Raw genomic sequence first — 16,198 nt, forward strand, 5'->3', positions numbered from 1 at the left:
CCGGGGCGCGGCTCATGCGTCGCCGCGCCATGGCGGGGGGCTCAGGAACCGCGTCGCGGCTTCGAGAAACACCCGTTGCCGCGCGGAACGGCCGGTGCGCGATGGCAGCAGCGCCGTCACCGGCGCGGGCGGCAGCCGCCAGTCGGGCAGTAACCGCACGAGCTTGCCGTTCGCCAGCAGCGGCGCGACGTCCCACTCGGAGCGTTCGAGGATCCCGAGCCCGGCGAGCGCCCATTCCGTGATGACGGTGCCGTCGTTGGACGACAGCGCGCCGCTGACGCGGATCACGGTGGACCGTCGCGGCTCGTCCCTGGCGTTGCCGCCTGGCGAGAAGCGCCATCGCGGGATGTCCTCGTCGTTCTCGCGCAGGCACAGGCAGTCGTAGCGGGCCAGGTCGGACGGATGGTTCAGTTGCTTGATGCGACGTGCATAGGCCGGGCTCGCGCACAGAAAGCGCTCGTTGGGTGCGAGCGGATATCCGATCCACGACGACGACTTGAGGCTGCCGACATGGACGACCACGTCGGCGCCCGACGCACTGGTCAACGGGCTCTCCGACAGGTGGAGCGATATTTCCAGCTTCGGGTGCGCGCGTTGCACGTCGCGCACGATCCGCGCGACGTACTTTCTGCCGAAGCCGAGCGGGGCGACGACGCGCAGTGTGCCCCGGACGTCGCCGTGGTCGCCCGCAATGCTGACCGGCAGCGCCTCCACGCGTTCGAGAATGTCGACGGCTTCCTGGTACAGCCGCTGCCCTTCGTCGGTCAACGCGATCCCTTTCGGCTGCCGCACGGCGAGCCGCGCGTTCAATCGCGTTTCCATCCGCTGCAGGCGAATCGTGACCGCGGGCGGCGTGAGATCTAGCAGCCGTGCGGCCGAGGCCAGCGAGCGCGACGTGCCGATCGCGCGTACGAGTCGAAGGTCGTCGAGGTCGAGCATTTCATGTCTCTTAATGCTGGCGTTGCCGAGCATTAAACCGCACATCACGCCGCGAATCCATCGGCGCGGCTGCGGATCGCGGCAAATGCGTGCGATGACACGACCGTATGCGAGCCCGTGTCGGGCCCGACAGGTCGGCCTTTGTCACGCGACGAAAGCGCCGCGCATCGCGTCACACCCGGCTGCACGCATTCCCGTCAAGCGTTCGGCCCGAAAATCAACGACCGGTGCGCACCGACTCCCGCCGCCACGCCCGACGCCGACGCGAACGTTGCATTGGTCATCAGGCTCGATGCGTCGCCGGCGGCAAACACGCCGGCGACGCTCGTCTGCTTCCACGCGTCGACGCGAATCGCGATGCCGAGCGGCCCTTCGTCGAATGCGCAACCGAGCTGCTGCGCGAGATCGCTTGCCATTACCGTGCGCGCGCCGACGAACAGCGCATCGATCGGCACGACCTGCCCGTCGGCTAGCCGCAATGCTTCGATACGCGGCGCATCGCCGACGATTGCCACGACCGGCGAGCGCTCGATACGCACGCCGCGCGCATCGAGCAACGCGGCCTCTTCGTCGTTCGCTTCGACCACGCCCTGCGTGAACCACGTCGTCGGGCCCCAGTCCGGAAGCAGGATCGCCTGATGCACGGACAGCGGATGCGTGGCGAGCACGCCGAGCCGCTGGCCGCTCACCTCGTACCCATGGCAATACGGGCAATGCAGCACGCTGACGCCCCAGCGCTCGGCAAGCCCCGGCAGGGCAGGCAGTTCGTCACGGATGCCGGTCGCGAGAATCAGCCGGTCGGCGCTCGCACGGCGGCCGTCGGCCAGCGTCACGTGAAAGCGGCCGTGCGCATCGCGCCCGGCGCTGCGCACGTCGCCTGCGATCCGCTGGACGGTCGGATACGCGGCGAGTTGCGCGGCGGCTTCGTCGACGATCCGCGCGGGCGGCTTGCCGTCCTGCCCGAGAAAGCCGTGCGCATGCGCGGCAAAGCGGTTGCGCGGCCGGCCGGCGTCGACCACGAGCACACGGCGGCGCGCCCGCGCAAGCTGCATCGCGGCCGACAGCCCCGCGAAGCTGCCGCCGATCACGATCACTTCATGATGGTCATGCATCACCCGCTCCCCTCCTGAATGTGCGTGAATGACGAACGTGCGCCGATGGCGGCCAATTCATGGAACACGAGAAGTTGCATGATAGGGCGATGGTATCATTCACGCAACTTCAAAAGTTTCGAGAGAGGGGAGCACCGCCCGTGAGAACCGACAGTCGCTTGTCGCGCATGCTGCATGCGCTGATCCACCTGGACCAGGCTGACGGCCCGATGACGTCCGAAGCGATCGCGACGATGCTGTGCACGAACCCGGTGGTCGTGCGGCGCCTGCTCGGCGGCTTGCGCGAGCGTGGCTACGTGCAGTCGGAGAAGGGGCATGGCGGAGGGTGGGCGCTGAGTGTCGCGCTCGACGACATCACGCTGCTCGACGTCTATCGGGCGGTGGGCGAGCCGCCGCTGTTCTCTGATCTCGTGACCGACGACGAGGCCGGATGCCGGGTCGAGCAGGCCGTCAATGCGCACCTGTCGGCCACGCTGAAGGAGGCCGAGACGACGCTGCTCGCCCGCTTCGGCGACGTCACGCTCGGCATGCTGTCGCGCGAATTCGACGCGAAGGCGGCCCGGCGACGCAAGCCGCGCTGACGCGCCGCAGCATGGCGGCCGGGGGCGGCCGACCTGCGATCGGGCACGACCGAAACCCGCGTGCCGCGACGGTCTGTCCCCCAACTTCTGCCCGGTTCGCCCGCCACAGGGCAAAATACGGGTTTTCCGCACCCGCGAGGGCGCGACCGAATCACGCGCCGGGCGGCGGCAGTGCGCAATCCGCACGCCGCCGCCGGGCGCCCAGGCAAGATCGCTCGCCATGTCGCGAGCCTAAAGGAGTCCAGACCCCATGCCCGAATCCAACCTGTCCTTCTTCGGCCGGCTGTCGCTTGCCGTCGGCACGTTCTTCTCCGTGCTCGGCAACCGCGAGTTCGCGGCCGGCGTGCTGCGCGTGCGCGATGGCGCCCCGGCACCGGTCGCACCGGCACCCGCTGCCGCCCCGGCCCCGGCGCCTGCCGCCGCGCCCGTGAAGGCGCCGGCGCCCGAGCTGCGCGAAGCGAGCCCGCAGGCCGCGCTGCAACTGCTCGGCCTGCTGCAGCGCGATGCGCGCTTCATCGACTTCGTCGAGGAAGACATCGCCGGCTACGCGGACGCCGACATCGGCGCGGCCGCGCGCCTCGTGCACGACGGCTGCCGCGCCGCGCTGCGCGAACACTTCACGATCGTGCCGGTGCGCGACGAAGCCGAAGGCAGCCGCGTGACGCTGCCGGCCGGCTTTGACGCAACGGCCGTGCGCGTGACGGGCAACGTGGTCGGTTCCGCGCCGTTCACGGGCACGGTCAGCCATCGCGGCTGGCGCGTGGCCGACGTGCGCCTGCCGAAGCTGACGGGCAGCCACGACGCCTCGGTCGTCGCACCGGCGGAGGTGGAACTGTGAGCGATCCGCGCTATTCGATCGGCATCGATCTCGGTACGACCCACTGCGCGCTGTCGTACGTCGACAGCGCCGCGAGCGACGGCGAAACCATCACACAGCAGGTGCTGCCGATTGCGCAGCTCACCGCGCCCGGCGCGCTGGAATCGCGCGACCTGCTGCCGTCGTTCCTCTACCTGCCGCATGAAAGCGAACTCACGCAGGGCGACCTGACGCTGCCGTGGACGGCCTCGCGCGGCTTCGCGGTCGGCGAGATGGCGCGCACGCGCGGCGCCGGCACGCCGATCCGCCTCGTGTCGAGCGCGAAGAGCTGGCTGTGCCACCCGGGCGTCGACCGCCGCGCGGCGATCCTGCCGAGCGATGCGCCGCCGGAGGTGTCGCGCGTGTCGCCGCTGGAAAGCTCGATCCGCTACCTGACACACCTGCGCGAAGCGTGGGACCACGCGCATCCCGACGCGCCGTTCGCCGACCAGGACGTGACGGTCACGATCCCCGCATCGTTCGACCCGGCCGCACGCGAACTGACGGCCGAGGCCGCACGCGCCGCCGGCTACTCGCGCATGACGTTGCTCGAGGAGCCGCAGGCCGCGCTCTACAGCTGGATCCAGAAGAGCCAGGGTGGCTGGCGCAAGCAGGTGCAGGTCGGCGACCTGATCCTGTGCGTCGACGTCGGCGGCGGTACGACCGACCTGTCGCTGATCGCGGTGGTCGAGCGCGAAGGCAATCTCGAACTGCATCGCGTGGCGGTCGGCGAGCACATCCTGCTCGGCGGCGACAACATGGACCTCGCGCTTGCGCACGTGGTGGCCCGCAAGCTCGCGCAGCAGGGCACGCAGGCCGACCCGTGGCAACTGCGCGCGCTCACGTATGCGTGCCGTTCCGCGAAGGAAACGCTGCTGTCCGACCCGACGGCCGACGCAGTGCCGCTCGTCGTGCCGAGCCGCGGCTCGAAGCTGATCGGCGGGTCGATCCGCACGGAGCTCACACGCGCGGAACTCACGCAGACGATCCTCGAAGGCTTCTTCCCGCAGGTGGACGCAGCCGCGCGCCCGGTGAGCCGCGCGCGCGTCGGCCTGACGCAGCTCGGCCTGCCGTATGCGCAGGACGCGGGCATCACGCGCCATCTCGCGGCGTTCCTCGGCCGCCAGGTTGCGGCGCTCGACTCGCTCGAAGGCGTGCAGCGCACGCTGCCGCAGGGCGCGACGTTCCTGCATCCGACGGCCGTGCTGTTCAACGGCGGCGTGTTCAAGTCGACGCTGCTCACGCAGCGCGTGCTCGATACGCTCAACAGCTGGCTCGACGCCGAAGGCGCGCCGCCCGCGCGCCTGCTCGAAGGCGCGGATCTCGATCTCGCGGTCGCGCGTGGTGCCGCGTACTACGGCTACGTGAAACGCGGCCGTGGCGTGCGCATTCGCGGCGGCACGGCGCGCGCGTACTACGTCGCGATCGAGTCGGCGATGCCTGCGGTGCCGGGGCTCGAACCGCCGGTGCAGGCGCTGTGCGTCGCGCCGTTCGGGATGGAGGAAGGCTCGGACGCGGCGCTGCCGCCGCAGGAGTTCGGCCTCGTCGTCGGCGAACCGGTGCAGTTCCGCTTCTTCGGCTCGTCGGTGCGCCGCCAGGACCAGGTCGGCACGCTGCTCGACTACTGGTCGCCTGAAGAGCTGCAGGAACTGGAAGAAATCCAGGCGACGCTGCCCGCCGAAGGGCGCACCGTCGGCGAGGTCGTGCCAGTGAAGCTGCACGCGCGCGTGACCGAAGCCGGCACGCTCGAACTCGAGGCGATCCCGAGCGGCACGAACGAGCGCTGGAAGGTCGAGTTCGACGTGCGCGGCGCCGCCTGAGCGCGATGAAGCGTTATACGGTCGGGATCGACCTCGGCACGAGCAATACGGTCGTCGCGTACGTCGAGGCCGGTTCCGACGCGATCCGCGTGTTCGACGTCGAGCAGCTGGTCGGCCCCGGCGCGGTGGCCGCGCAGCCGCTGCTGCCGTCGGTGCGCTATCACCCGGCGGCCGGCGAGCTCGCGGCGGACGCGTTGAGATTGCCGTGGCAGGCGGCCGGCACACGCGACGCGGCCACCCGTTCGGGCGGCGGCCGTGACGGCGGGTCAGCCGGTCGTGACAGCGGCGCGGGTGACGCGCTGCCGGCCGTGATCGGCCGCTACGCGCGCACGCTCGGCGCGCAGGTGCCGGGCCGGCTCGTCACGAGCGCGAAGAGCTGGCTGTCGCACGCGTCGGTCGACCGGCTCGCGGCGATCCTGCCGTGGGGCGCGGCCGACGGCGTCGACAAGGTGTCGCCGGTCGATGCGAGCGCGAGCTATCTCGCGCACGTGCGCGACGCGTGGGACGCCCGTTTTCCCGATGCGCCGCTTGCGAAGCAGGACGTGATCCTGACGGTGCCCGCGTCGTTCGACGACGGCGCGCGCGCACTGACGGTCGAGGCCGCACGGCGCGCGAAGCTGCCCGCGCTGCGGCTGCTGGAAGAGCCGCAGGCCGCGTTCTACGACTGGCTGTACGGCCAGCGCGACACGCTGCGCGACACGTTCGCCGCCGCGCGGCGCGTGCTGATCTGCGACGTCGGCGGCGGCACGACCGACCTCACGCTCGTCGATGTCGCGCCGGGCGACGACGGCGAGCCCACTTTCACGCGCGTCGGCGTCGGCAACCACCTGATGCTCGGCGGTGACAACATGGATCTTGCGCTCGCGCGCCTGGTCGAGTCGCGGCTGACCGAGCCCGGCACGCGGCTGTCCGCCGCGAGCCTGTCGCAGCTCGTCGAGCGGTGCCGTGCCGCGAAGGAGCGGCTGCTCGGCGACGATGCACCCGAATCCGTCAACGTCACGCTGCTCGGCGCGGGCAGCAAGCTCGTCGGCGGCGCGCGTTCGGCCGAGCTGACGCGGCAGGAAGTCGAGCAGGTCGTCGTCGAAGGGTTCTTCCCGCAGGTCGAAGCCGGCGAGTTGCCGCGCCGTGCGCGCGCCGCGATCGTCGAATTCGGGCTGCCGTATGCGAGCGATGCGGCCGTCACGCGGCACGTCGCCGCGTTCCTGAACCGTCATGCCGAAGGCCCGCTGCCCGACACGCTGCTGCTCAACGGCGGCGTGTTCCGCGCGGGCGCGCTTGCCGGCCGTCTCGCGCAGACGCTCGGCGCGTGGCGTGGCGCGCCGCTCGACGTGCTGCACAACGCGCATCCGGATGTGGCGGTCGCGCGCGGTGCGGTGGCCTACGGGCTCGCGCGCGCCGGGCATGCGCCGCGCATCGGCGGGGGCTCCGCGCGCAGCTATTTCCTCGTGCTCGACGACGGTGCGGAAGGCGCCGCCGCGCGTGGCGTTTGCCTGCTGCCGCGCGGCGCGGAGGAGGGGTACGAGATCCGGCTCGACGATCGCACGTTCGCGCTGCAACTCGGGCAGCCGGTGCGTTTCCACCTCGTGTCGACGGTGGCCGACACCGCGTACCGGCCCGGCGACCTCGTCGATCTCGACGGCGGCGATTTCGTGCGGCTGCCGCCGATCGCGACGGTCGTCGAGCGGCGGGCGGGCAGCGATGCGCGCGAAACGCCGGTGAAGCTCACCGCGTCGCTGACCGAGGTCGGCACGCTCGAAATGCACTGCATCGCGACCGACGATGCGTCGCGCCGCTGGCGGCTCGAATTCCAGTTGCGCGGCGACGCGCCTGCGCAGGGCGACGACGCTGCGCTCGCGCGGCATCCGCGTCTCGACCAGGCGATCGAATTGATCGAGCGCTCGTTCGGCAGCAAGGCCGCCGGCGTCACGCCGAAAGACACGCGCCGGCTGCGCGCGCAGCTCGAACAGGTGCTCGGCGCGCGCGAGGAGTGGGACGTTGCGCTCGCGCGCGAACTGTTCGATGCGCTGCTCGCGCGCGCGCGGCGGCGCCGGCGCTCGGCCGATCATGAACGGGCATGGCTGAACCTCGCCGGCTATTGCCTGCGTCCGGGGTTCGGGCATCCGCTCGATGCGTGGCGCATCGAGCAGCTGTGGCCGCTGTTCGACGACGGGATTCAGTATGTGACCGACGCCCAGGTGTGGTCCGAGTGGTGGACGTTGTGGCGGCGCGTGGCCGGTGGTCTCGACGACGATGCGCAGGCGCAGGTGCGCGACGCGATCGCGTTCCTCGAACCGACCGACGACAAGCGACGCAAGCTGCCGTTCGATCCGGGCAAGGTCGGGCCGGCCGACATGACGCGGCTGTCCGCGTCGCTCGAGCGGCTGCCCGTCGAGCGCAAGGTCGAACTGGCCGGGCGGCTGATCGCGCAATTGCAGAAGCCGGCCGATCGTGCGCTGTGCGCGTGGGCGCTCGGGCGCATCGGCGCGCGGCGGCCGTTCTATGGCAGCGCGCACAGTGTCGTGCCGGCGGAAGTCGCCAAAGGCTGGCTCGATGCGCTGTTCGCGCTCGACTGGAAACAGGTCGAACCGGCCGCGTTCGCGGCGGCGCAGATCGCGCGGATGACCGGCGACCGTTCGCGCGACCTGCCGGACGAGACACGCGACGCGGTGATCAAGCGTCTGTCGGCCGCGAATGCGTCGGCGGCGTGGATCGACATGGTGCGCGAGGCAATCGCGTTCGACGAAGCCGACACGGTGCGCGTGTTCGGCGAAACGCTGCCGGCCGGGTTGAAGCTGCTGGCGGGGTGAACGGTGCGGCGGGCTCCGGTATCGTTCGGATGCCGGAGCATTCCGCTGCGTTGACGATGCGGGCCGACGCTCGCCGATTCAATGCCCTTCGAACCAAAAACGGCTGCCGTTGCATCGCATCGGCAGCCGTTTGCGCTTGGCGAGCCTGCGGGTCAGATGTGCGGCGTCGTCTCGCGCGGCAAGGCGGCCGATTCGACGGCGATCGTATCCGGCGCGGCCGCCCGCCGCGCGAGATGAATCCCCGCGAGCATGCAGCGCACCGATCCGCCGGCCAGTTCGATCGTCGGCACGTCGAGCGGCAGCAGCCGTGCGGAGTGCTCGATCGTCGCGCGCTGGTCGGGTGTGAGGCAATCGAACGCACGCCGCGACAGCGCAAGCACGCGCCCGTTGCTTCCCGACAATTCCAGCGTATTGCCCGCGAAGTTCGCGATCTGCGATGCATCGAGCGCGATCACCGTGCGGCCCGTTTCGGTCAGCCGTTGCGCGATCTCGGCGCGACGCCGGCCGTCGGCGATCAGGTCGAGGCCGACCATCGCGAACTCGGTCGCGACGCTCATCATCACGTTCGTGTGATAGATCGGCCGCCCGTCGGCATCGGCCGTATCGAAGCAGATCGGTTCGAAATTGAAATGCGTGCAGAAGCGTTCGAGCGCGACCGGATCGGCGCGGCGCGACCGCGCGGTGTACGCGATCCGCGCGACGTGGTCGAGCACCATCGCGCCGGTGCCTTCGAGGAACACGTCGTCGTATTCGAGGCCCGAGTAGTCGATCACGTCCTGCACGCGGTACTCGGCCTTCAGCATCTCGATCACATCCGCGCGCCGTTCGCGGCGGCGGTTCGGGCTGTGCATCGGATACAGCGCGACGTGGCCGCCCGGATGCGTCGAGAACCAGTTGTTCGGGAACACGGAGTCGGGCGTGTCGCGCTCGCCATGGTCGTCGAACACGTGCACGCGCACGCCTGCATCGGCGAGCGTCTGCGCGGCGGCCGTGACTTCGTCGCGTGCGGCGGCGGACACCGACGACGTGTCGGTCGAGCCGCCTTCGGCCGTGCGCTGGAACGCGTTGTCGGCCGCCGTCTGCGGGTTCGGCAGGAAGCCGTGCGGCCGGATCATCACGACGGCGGCCGGCGCCTGGATCGATACGAGATTCATGGAAGGCGGGAGCGAAAGGCAACGGGCCGGGCGGCTTGGTACGCGCCGCCCGGGTGTGACGGTCAGCGCGCGAATGCGGCGACGGCTTCGGTCACGTACGCCGCGTGACCCTGCGCGATCGCGGCCGGGTCGTCGATCAGCGCGAACAGGTTCTTCGGGTCGACGGCGGGCGGAATCAATGCGATCTCGACACCCGCGTTGTGCCGTTGCGCGAGCGCATACAGGTAGCGCAGCGCCGAGTAATCCTCGAGCGCGAAGCCGACCGAGTCGAACACCGTGACTTCGTCCGCGCGTTCGCGGCCGGTCGTCTCGCGTTGCAGCACGCGCCACAGCTCGGTGACGGGGAAGTCGGCCGGCATCTGCTGGATCTCGCCTTCGATGCGCGACTGCGGCTCGAATTCGACGAACACGCGGCCCGCTTGCAGCACGCCCGCTGCGAGTTCGGTCTTGCCCGGGCAATCGCCGCCCACGGCGTTCAGGTGCATGCCGGGCTCGATCATGTCGGTGGTGACGATCGTCGCGTACGCCTTGTCGGCGGTGACGGTCGTCACGATGTCGGCGCCACGCACGGCGTCGGCGGTCGACGCGGCGCGCACGACGCGCAGCGCCGGGTACGCGGCGAGGTTCTGCACGAGCTTGTCGGTCGCGCGCGGATCGACGTCGAACACGTGGATTTCGTCGATGCCGAGCAGCGTGTGGAACGCGATCGCCTGGAATTCGCTCTGCGCGCCGTTGCCGATCAGCGCCATCGTGCGCGAGTCGGGGCGCGCGAGGGCTTGTGCGGCGAGCACCGACGTGGCGGCCGTGCGCAGCGCGGTGGTCAGCGTGAGTTCGGCGAGCAGCAGCGGGTAGCCGGTATCGACTTCGGCGAGCGCGCCGAACGCCATCACCGTGTGCATCCCGCGCGCGGCGTTGACGGGGTGGCCGTTCACATACTTGAACGCGAACAGCGACGCGTTCGCGACGGGCATCAGTTCGATCACGCCGTCGCGCGAGTGGCACGCGACGCGCGGTGACTTGTCGAAGTCGGCCCATTGCAGGTAGTCGGCGTGCAGTGTGTCGACGAGTTCGCGGAGGAACGTCGTGACGCCGGTCCTGGCGATCAGTCGGGCGGTGGCGGGAACGTCGAGGAAGCGGGTCATCAGTGTGTCTCCTGTCGACCCGAGTTAGCGCTTTAGCGCTTACTCGGGTCCCATGCCTTGTGCGGTCGACCCGAGTTGGCGCTTTAGCGCTTGCTCGGGTCCCATGCCTTGTGCGGTCGACCCGAGTTGGCGCTTGAGCGCTTGCTCGGGTCCCATGCCTTGTGCGGTCGATCCGAGTTGGCGCTTGAGCGCTTGCTCGGGTCCCATGCCTTGTGCGGTCGATCCGAGCTGGCGCTTGAGCGCCTATTCGAGTCCCATGCTTCAAATACTCAGTGCCGGTCAGCGTGCCCCTGGCATTCCGGTCGACCGGGCGGTGCATCGGCGCGCGTCCCGGCTTCGCGGAAAGCGGCGGCGCGACATGTCCCGCCGGTCGATAGCGTCATTATTTCCGCGAGTCGAGCCAACAAAAAGGCGGCAAAAGTGGCAGATTTATCGATAGACTTGTCAAAATGCTGGCCAGATTTGGCAATTTGATCAATACCGGTTGGTCGGAACGCGCAGCCTCGGGCACGCTGGCAGCCGGTTTGCGTTCAACAAGGAAGCGCCACTCATGATCACGCTCGACGACGTCGACCGGCAGCTCATCGCGCTGCTGCGCGACAACGCGCGACTGCCGGTCGTCGCGCTGGCGAAGGAATTGCGCGTCGCGCGCGCGACCGTGCAGAACCGGCTGACGCGGCTGGAGAAGAACGGCGTGATCGTCGGCTATACGGTGCGGCTCAAGCCGGCGGCGGAACGGCACCGGATCCGCGCGCTGATGTCGATCGCCGTGCAGGGCAATCGCGGCGCGGAAGTGGTGAAGGTGCTGCGCGGCCATCCGAACGTCGCGTCGATCCACAGCACCAACGGGCGCTGGGATCTCGTCGCCGAGCTGCATGCCGATTCGCTCGAGCACTTCGATCGGGTGCTCGGCGCGATCCGGCTGATCGACGGGATCGCGAATACCGAGACGAGTATTTTGCTGTCGACGCACAAGGCGTGACGCGGGTATCCCGGCGAGGCCGCGACGGCCGTACAAAAGGGTATGCCGATGCGAAGTTCGCGGGGCCGGGCGTCGATTCCGTTGCGATCGCAGCCATGACATACATGGCGTTTACCCGGGCCCGATTCCGTCGGAATGCAAGCCAGTCAACTTACGGAGAACGGGAATCGTTTCATCCGCCCGGGGCGTGGAATGTGCGGCGTACCGTCCGGCAACCGGGATATTCAACCCTTCCGGTTTTCCATTTGGCTGGTTTCTCGGGAATTACACTAATCGGCGTCACCAAGTCAAAACTTTGGCCCGCTTCGACAGGTTTGACATGCTAATCTGAAACGGAAAAAAATAACCGCAATAAATGACGGGGTTAGCAAGATGACACAGGCCACACAGGACGCAGGGGGGCGGGGAGCGTGTGCGCAGGGCACCCTGATGCCGCATGCTGCGGGTGCGGATGGGGCGTCGGAGCCAATCAATCTGGTCGAACTTGGCGCTCGCGTGTGTTCGGTGACCGTGCTGGGCGTATTTGCCTGTCTGACTTATATACCTTGGCGCCAGAATCCAGGCCGGATCACGCTGATCCTGCTGTTCGTCTCCGCGGCATTGACCGTTGGCTTGTCAGCATTCGCGAAATTGCCGAAGCGGCGCGACTGGCATCCGGTCGCGGTGTTCTTTTCCCTCGGCGGCTCGTTCTACTGCCTCGCCTATCAACTGGACGCCAGTACCCAACTGATTCCTGAGTGGGCCGGCGGAACCTTGCAGTTTTGCGGGATTGCGTGCCAGCTGTTCGCGAAGCTGTCACTGGGGCGCTCGTTCGGTCTGCTGCCCGCCAATCGCGGGGTCGTTTCGGTCGGTGCGTACCGGTTCGTGCGCCACCCGATCTATGCCGCCTACTTGTTGTCCGAAATCGGTTTCGTGCTCGCCAACTACAGCCCACGAAACGTGTTCATGATCACGAGCTGGATGCTGCTGCAGATCGGGCGGATCTGTCTCGAGGAAAGAGTGTTGTCGGAAGACCCGGATTATCGCGCGTACAAGGAGAAGGTGCGGTACCGGCTGATTCCGGGCGTGTTTTGACGCGAGGGCCGGGCGCCCGCCATGCGCGTCGCCGATGCGCACATGGGCGCGGCGTGCCGCGCCGCGATCGGGTCGATCCCGAGTAAAGGTGCAGGTACCGCCACATGGTCAGGCGCTGTCCGCCGGCTCCGGAAACACCGGCTCGCCCAGCGTCAGCATCAATCGGTTCGCCCACGCGAAGATCGCGACCGCGTGCGACAGGTCGAGAATCTCCTCATGCGTCAACCCTTCGGTTTCCAGCGCTGCAATATCGCTCGCATCGACCGTATCGGGCCGCTCCGTCAGCGCGATCGCATAGCGGACGATCGCGCGTTCGCGCGCCGTCGTGCCGGCCGTCGCCGGATCGTCGAACACCTGCTCGATCGCGTCGGTGCGTTTCGCGAGCTGGGTGAAGCGCTGAGCATGCACGGACGCGCAGTACACGCAGCCGTTCACGCGCGACACGGCCGTGCTCGCCAGCTCGCGCTCCGCGCGCGACAGCCCGCCGGGGCCGTACATGATCGCGTTGAATACGCCGGAACGCTGCCGCAGGATCTCGGGAAGATGGACGAGCAGCAGGTAATAGTCGGACGTCTTCGCTTGCGGGTGGCTCGCTTCGAGCACGGCGAGCTGATCGGGCGTCGCGGCATCGAGCGACACGGTGTCGAGCCAGGCACGCCAGCCGAGCGTGTCGGACGTGAAGCCGTGCGTGACCGTCGTCATGCGGCCTCCCTGGTGACGTGTGCCTGAAGCGCCCGCGCGGCAACGGCAACCCGCAACTGATACGCGACGAATGCCACGAGCTGCGACAGCGCGACGATCGCGGGCGTCGTGAGCCCGGCCGACTTCAGCGCGTCGAGGTCGGACGGGCGCGCATCGACGGGGGCGCGCGTCAGCAGGCGCGCATGCGCAAGGATCGCGCCGATGCGGCGGGGCAATGCGTCGAATGCATCGGCGTCTGCGCGTGCGATGTCGTCGGGCGTGCCGCCTGCGTCGATCAGTCGTGCGCGATAAGTGTCGGCCAATGCCTGCGCATTCGATTGGTGTGCGACATACCGTGCCGCGTGCAGTCTTTCGATCAATGCAAGATCGGGCAACGCGGGATCGAACAGCGCAGCTTCGCTCAGCCGCGTATGAAGCAGCACCTTGTCGCGCGCGTGGCGCAGCGCGGCGACGGCGTCGCCGGCACGCAGGCCGGCGATCGCGTCGATCGTGTCCGGCGCGGCGGCCGGCGGGATGGATTCAGTCATCGTTTCGGGTTCCCTTCGTCGTCAATGTGATCGATGGACGCGCGCTCACGCGTCGGTGTCGTGCCATTCGTCGCCTTGCAGTTCTGCGTTCGCGTACGCGACGAGCGCGTCGTAGTGACGATCGCGGTCCGCGTCGAACAGGCGGCTCGCAATCCCGCGCGCGAGCCGCCTGGCGCCCGCGCTGATGGCCGGGATATCGCCGGACAGCTTGCCGTGGCTCAGGCTCGCCGCATGGTTGAAGCAGTGGATCCGCGTGATGGCCGCACATGCGCCGGGCTCGCGCTCCTGGAACGCGAACGCGGGGCCGAGATCGGGCGACTCGGCGAGCTCGTCGATCCACATGCCCGGCTCCGGTCGATAGCGATCCTTCCAGCGCCGAACCTGCGCGCCGAACGACGCGAATTCCGCGCGCGTCGTCCAGTCCGAATGAAAGCCGGTCGCGAAGATCAGGAAGTCGACCGTGTAGTGTCCGCGCGGCGTCGTCACGTCGAGCCCGTCCGCGTGTTCCGCGAGCGTCTCGATCGGGCTGCCCGCATGAAAATGCGCATGCGCGTGACGCGACACGCGCAGCACGCTGTCGCGCGGCGGCGGCGTCTGCGACGTCAGCGCGTAGTGCATGAAGCGCCACTTCGTCGCGTCGTCGAGATCGGCGTAACCGTGCACGAGGCCCGGGCTGCCGATGCCCGTCAGCTTGTTGATGCGCGGAATGTCCGTGCGGCGAAAGAACAGGTCGACGCGCGCGGCGCCGGCCTCCAGCGCGGTGCCTGCATTGTCGAACGCGGATGCGCCCGCACCGACCACGCCGATGCGCTTGCCCGCGAGCGCCGCGAAATCGATCGGCTCCGACGAATGGGCCCAGCGCGTGCGCGGTGCGCGTTGCGCGACGGGCGGTACGTATGGTCCGCCGAGCCCGTCGCGGCCGGTGGCGAGTACCACGTGCCGCGCCAGCAGCGTCCGGGCTTCACCGTTGCCGTGCACGTCGAGCGCGAGCAGGCCGTCGTCGCGCGGGCGCAGCGCGACGAGCGTGGTGTCGTTGCATACCTGCAGGCCGAGCACGCGCCGGTACCAGCGCAGGTAGTCCATCCATTGCGTGCGGGGAATCTTGTGGAGCGCGTCCCACGCATCGCAGCCGTATTGCGCTTCGAACCAGGCACGGAACGTCAGCGCGGGCAGCCCGAGCGCGGGGCCCGCGAGCTGCTTCGGCGAGCGCAGCGTGTCCATCCGCGCGAACGTGACCCATGGGCCTTCGTAGCCGGCCGGCGCGCGGTCGATCACGCACTGGTTGTCGATGCCGAGCAGGCGTAGTTCGGCGGAGGCCGCGAGCCCGGCCATGCCGCCGCCGACGATCGCGACGTCGAGCACGCGTGTGCCGTCGGCCTCGCGCGGCGGCACCCACGACGGCGCGGGCAGGTCGAGCCAGCGCAGGTCCTGCGCGAGCCGGGCTTCGAGCGCGGGGAGTGCATCGGGCCGTGTCGTCATGCGGCCTCCGGGCGGGTACGGCGTGCGCGCGTCGTGCGGGTTGCGCCGCGCGGCGCGCGTTCGGCACGCAGCCGGTCACCGCGCAGCAACGCGTCGTGCGCGGCGGCGTCGTGAAAGATCACGTCGTCGAGCAGCGCGCGCGTCGTACGGTGCAGTGCGTCGAGCAGCGCATCGACGGCGGACGTGCGGGCCTTGCCGGCCGGCGTCGCGACACCGAACGCGAACGGGATGTCGACGTCGAGCGGGCGTGCGACGACGCCGTCCACCGGCAGCGCGACGCCCGTCGCCGGATCGACGATGCCGATCCCGATGCCCGCACGCGCGGCCATCACCGCATTCAGCGACGCGTTGGTTTCGATGAATACTCGCGCGTCGACCCGCGCGGCCGCGAATGCCGCATCGATCCGCTGGCGCAACCGGTGCCGGTTCGCGACCGTCACGATGCGGCGGCGTGCGAGATCGCGCAGCGCGATGCGTGGCTGCGCCGCGAGCGGATCGCCGGCAGGCAGTACGGCAACGCACGGCGTCTGCGCGATCCAGTGCACGTCGAGCCCCGCATGCGCCATCGGCAGCGTGACGACGCCGACATCGGCCGTGCCGGCCAGCACCTCGTGCACGACATGCTCGGCCGATTCGCTGCGCAACTGGTAGTGGGGCGCCTGCGCGCCGTCGGGCAGCGCGGCGAGCGCGGCCGGCACGAGCGTGGCCGCGAGCGAAGGCGTTGCCGCGATGCGTACGGGTTCGGCGGTTTCGTCGCCGAGCGCCCGTGCGCGCGCCTCGATCGCACGCAGGCCGACCAGCGAGCGTTCGACTTCCTCGTAGAGCAGGAACGCGCGCCGCGTCGGCGTGACGCGCGGGCCGTGGCGGTCGAACAGCGCGTAGCCGAGATCGGCTTCGAGCTCCTGGATCTGCCGCGTGACGGCCGGCTGCGAGCGGCCGAGCAGTTCGCCCGCGCCGGTCACGCTGCCGGCCGACATGACCGCGGAAAAGGCTTCGAGTTGATGCAGCTCCATGACACCTTCC

General features: G+C 69.4%; 14 protein-coding genes. 6 read left to right on the plus strand and 8 right to left on the minus strand.

From position 1 onward, the window contains the following. Positions 1–12 precede the first annotated feature (12 nt). Both HWX39_RS04160 and HWX39_RS04165 read right to left on the minus strand, forming a co-directional pair. Entirely contained in the window at positions 13–939 is a 927-nt protein-coding gene (locus HWX39_RS04160) for a LysR family transcriptional regulator (RefSeq protein WP_175965690.1), read from the minus strand. Positions 940–1,136: 197 nt separating this feature from the next. Then, a complete protein-coding gene (locus HWX39_RS04165) occupies positions 1,137–2,051 on the minus strand; it encodes an NAD(P)/FAD-dependent oxidoreductase (protein WP_175965691.1) in 915 nt (304 codons plus the stop codon). A 140-nt stretch (positions 2,052–2,191) separates the two neighbouring features. Between HWX39_RS04165 and HWX39_RS04170 the strand changes: the two genes are divergently transcribed. The 4 genes from HWX39_RS04170 to HWX39_RS04185 all read left to right on the plus strand — a co-directional run bounded on the left by HWX39_RS04170 (position 2,192) and on the right by HWX39_RS04185 (position 8,115). Beyond that, positions 2,192–2,632: an Rrf2 family transcriptional regulator gene (locus HWX39_RS04170; RefSeq protein WP_175965692.1), complete on the plus strand. Its 441-nt coding sequence runs from the start codon at positions 2,192–2,194 to the stop codon at positions 2,630–2,632. 250 nt (positions 2,633–2,882) lie between these two features. Further along, a complete protein-coding gene (locus HWX39_RS04175; RefSeq protein WP_175004607.1) occupies positions 2,883–3,470 on the plus strand; it encodes a DUF2760 domain-containing protein in 588 nt (195 codons plus the stop codon). Continuing rightward, positions 3,467–5,308: an Hsp70 family protein gene (locus HWX39_RS04180; protein WP_175965693.1), complete on the plus strand. Its 1,842-nt coding sequence runs from the start codon at positions 3,467–3,469 to the stop codon at positions 5,306–5,308. The genes HWX39_RS04175 and HWX39_RS04180 overlap by 4 nt, the downstream gene beginning before the upstream one ends. 5 nt (positions 5,309–5,313) lie before the next feature. After that, positions 5,314–8,115 (plus strand): Hsp70 family protein, encoded by a 2,802-nt coding sequence (locus HWX39_RS04185; protein ID WP_175965694.1) that lies wholly within the window; start codon positions 5,314–5,316, stop codon positions 8,113–8,115. 152 nt (positions 8,116–8,267) lie between these two features. On the opposite strand, the gene HWX39_RS04190 is transcribed toward HWX39_RS04185, so the two are convergent. Together HWX39_RS04190 and HWX39_RS04195 are read right to left on the minus strand one after the other, a co-directional pair. After that, positions 8,268–9,269: an arginine deiminase-related protein gene (locus tag HWX39_RS04190; protein WP_175965695.1), complete on the minus strand. Its 1,002-nt coding sequence runs from the start codon at positions 9,267–9,269 to the stop codon at positions 8,268–8,270. Positions 9,270–9,331: 62 nt separating this feature from the next. Then, the gene (locus HWX39_RS04195; RefSeq protein WP_175965696.1) at positions 9,332–10,411 is read right to left on the minus strand and encodes an ornithine cyclodeaminase; all 1,080 of its coding nucleotides are present in this window, start codon (positions 10,409–10,411) and stop codon (positions 9,332–9,334) included. Between the two features lie 550 nt (positions 10,412–10,961). On the opposite strand from HWX39_RS04195, the gene HWX39_RS04200 reads away from it, so the two are divergent. Then, complete coding sequence (locus tag HWX39_RS04200; RefSeq protein WP_006479718.1) at positions 10,962–11,393, plus strand: Lrp/AsnC family transcriptional regulator; 432 nt, start codon at positions 10,962–10,964, stop codon at positions 11,391–11,393. Between the two features lie 429 nt (positions 11,394–11,822). Next, a complete protein-coding gene (locus tag HWX39_RS04205; protein ID WP_244134899.1) occupies positions 11,823–12,467 on the plus strand; it encodes an isoprenylcysteine carboxylmethyltransferase family protein in 645 nt (214 codons plus the stop codon). 108 nt (positions 12,468–12,575) lie between these two features. Here the strand turns inward: HWX39_RS04205 and HWX39_RS04210 are convergent, their stop codons facing one another. From HWX39_RS04210 to HWX39_RS04225, 4 genes are read right to left on the minus strand one after another with little or no spacing between them, the layout of a single operon-like run. Next, positions 12,576–13,169 carry a peroxidase-related enzyme gene (locus HWX39_RS04210; RefSeq protein WP_175965698.1) on the minus strand — a complete coding sequence of 198 codons (594 nt, stop codon included), beginning with the start codon at positions 13,167–13,169 and terminating at the stop codon, positions 12,576–12,578. Beyond that, positions 13,166–13,696 carry a hypothetical protein gene (locus tag HWX39_RS04215; RefSeq protein WP_175965699.1) on the minus strand — a complete coding sequence of 177 codons (531 nt, stop codon included), beginning with the start codon at positions 13,694–13,696 and terminating at the stop codon, positions 13,166–13,168. Before HWX39_RS04215 ends, HWX39_RS04210 begins: the two co-directional genes overlap by 4 nt. Before the next feature lie 45 nt (positions 13,697–13,741). Continuing rightward, positions 13,742–15,175, minus strand: a complete 1,434-nt coding sequence (locus HWX39_RS04220; RefSeq protein WP_175965700.1) for an NAD(P)/FAD-dependent oxidoreductase — start codon at positions 15,173–15,175, stop codon at positions 13,742–13,744. Continuing rightward, positions 15,172–16,188, minus strand: coding sequence for a LysR family transcriptional regulator (locus HWX39_RS04225; RefSeq protein WP_175965701.1), 1,017 nt, complete (start codon positions 16,186–16,188; stop codon positions 15,172–15,174). Before HWX39_RS04225 ends, HWX39_RS04220 begins: the two co-directional genes overlap by 4 nt. Between the last annotated feature and the right edge of the window lie 10 nt (positions 16,189–16,198).

The organism is Burkholderia sp. BCC0322 (genome assembly GCF_902833045.1).
In the GTDB taxonomy this organism is placed as follows: domain Bacteria; phylum Pseudomonadota; class Gammaproteobacteria; order Burkholderiales; family Burkholderiaceae; genus Burkholderia.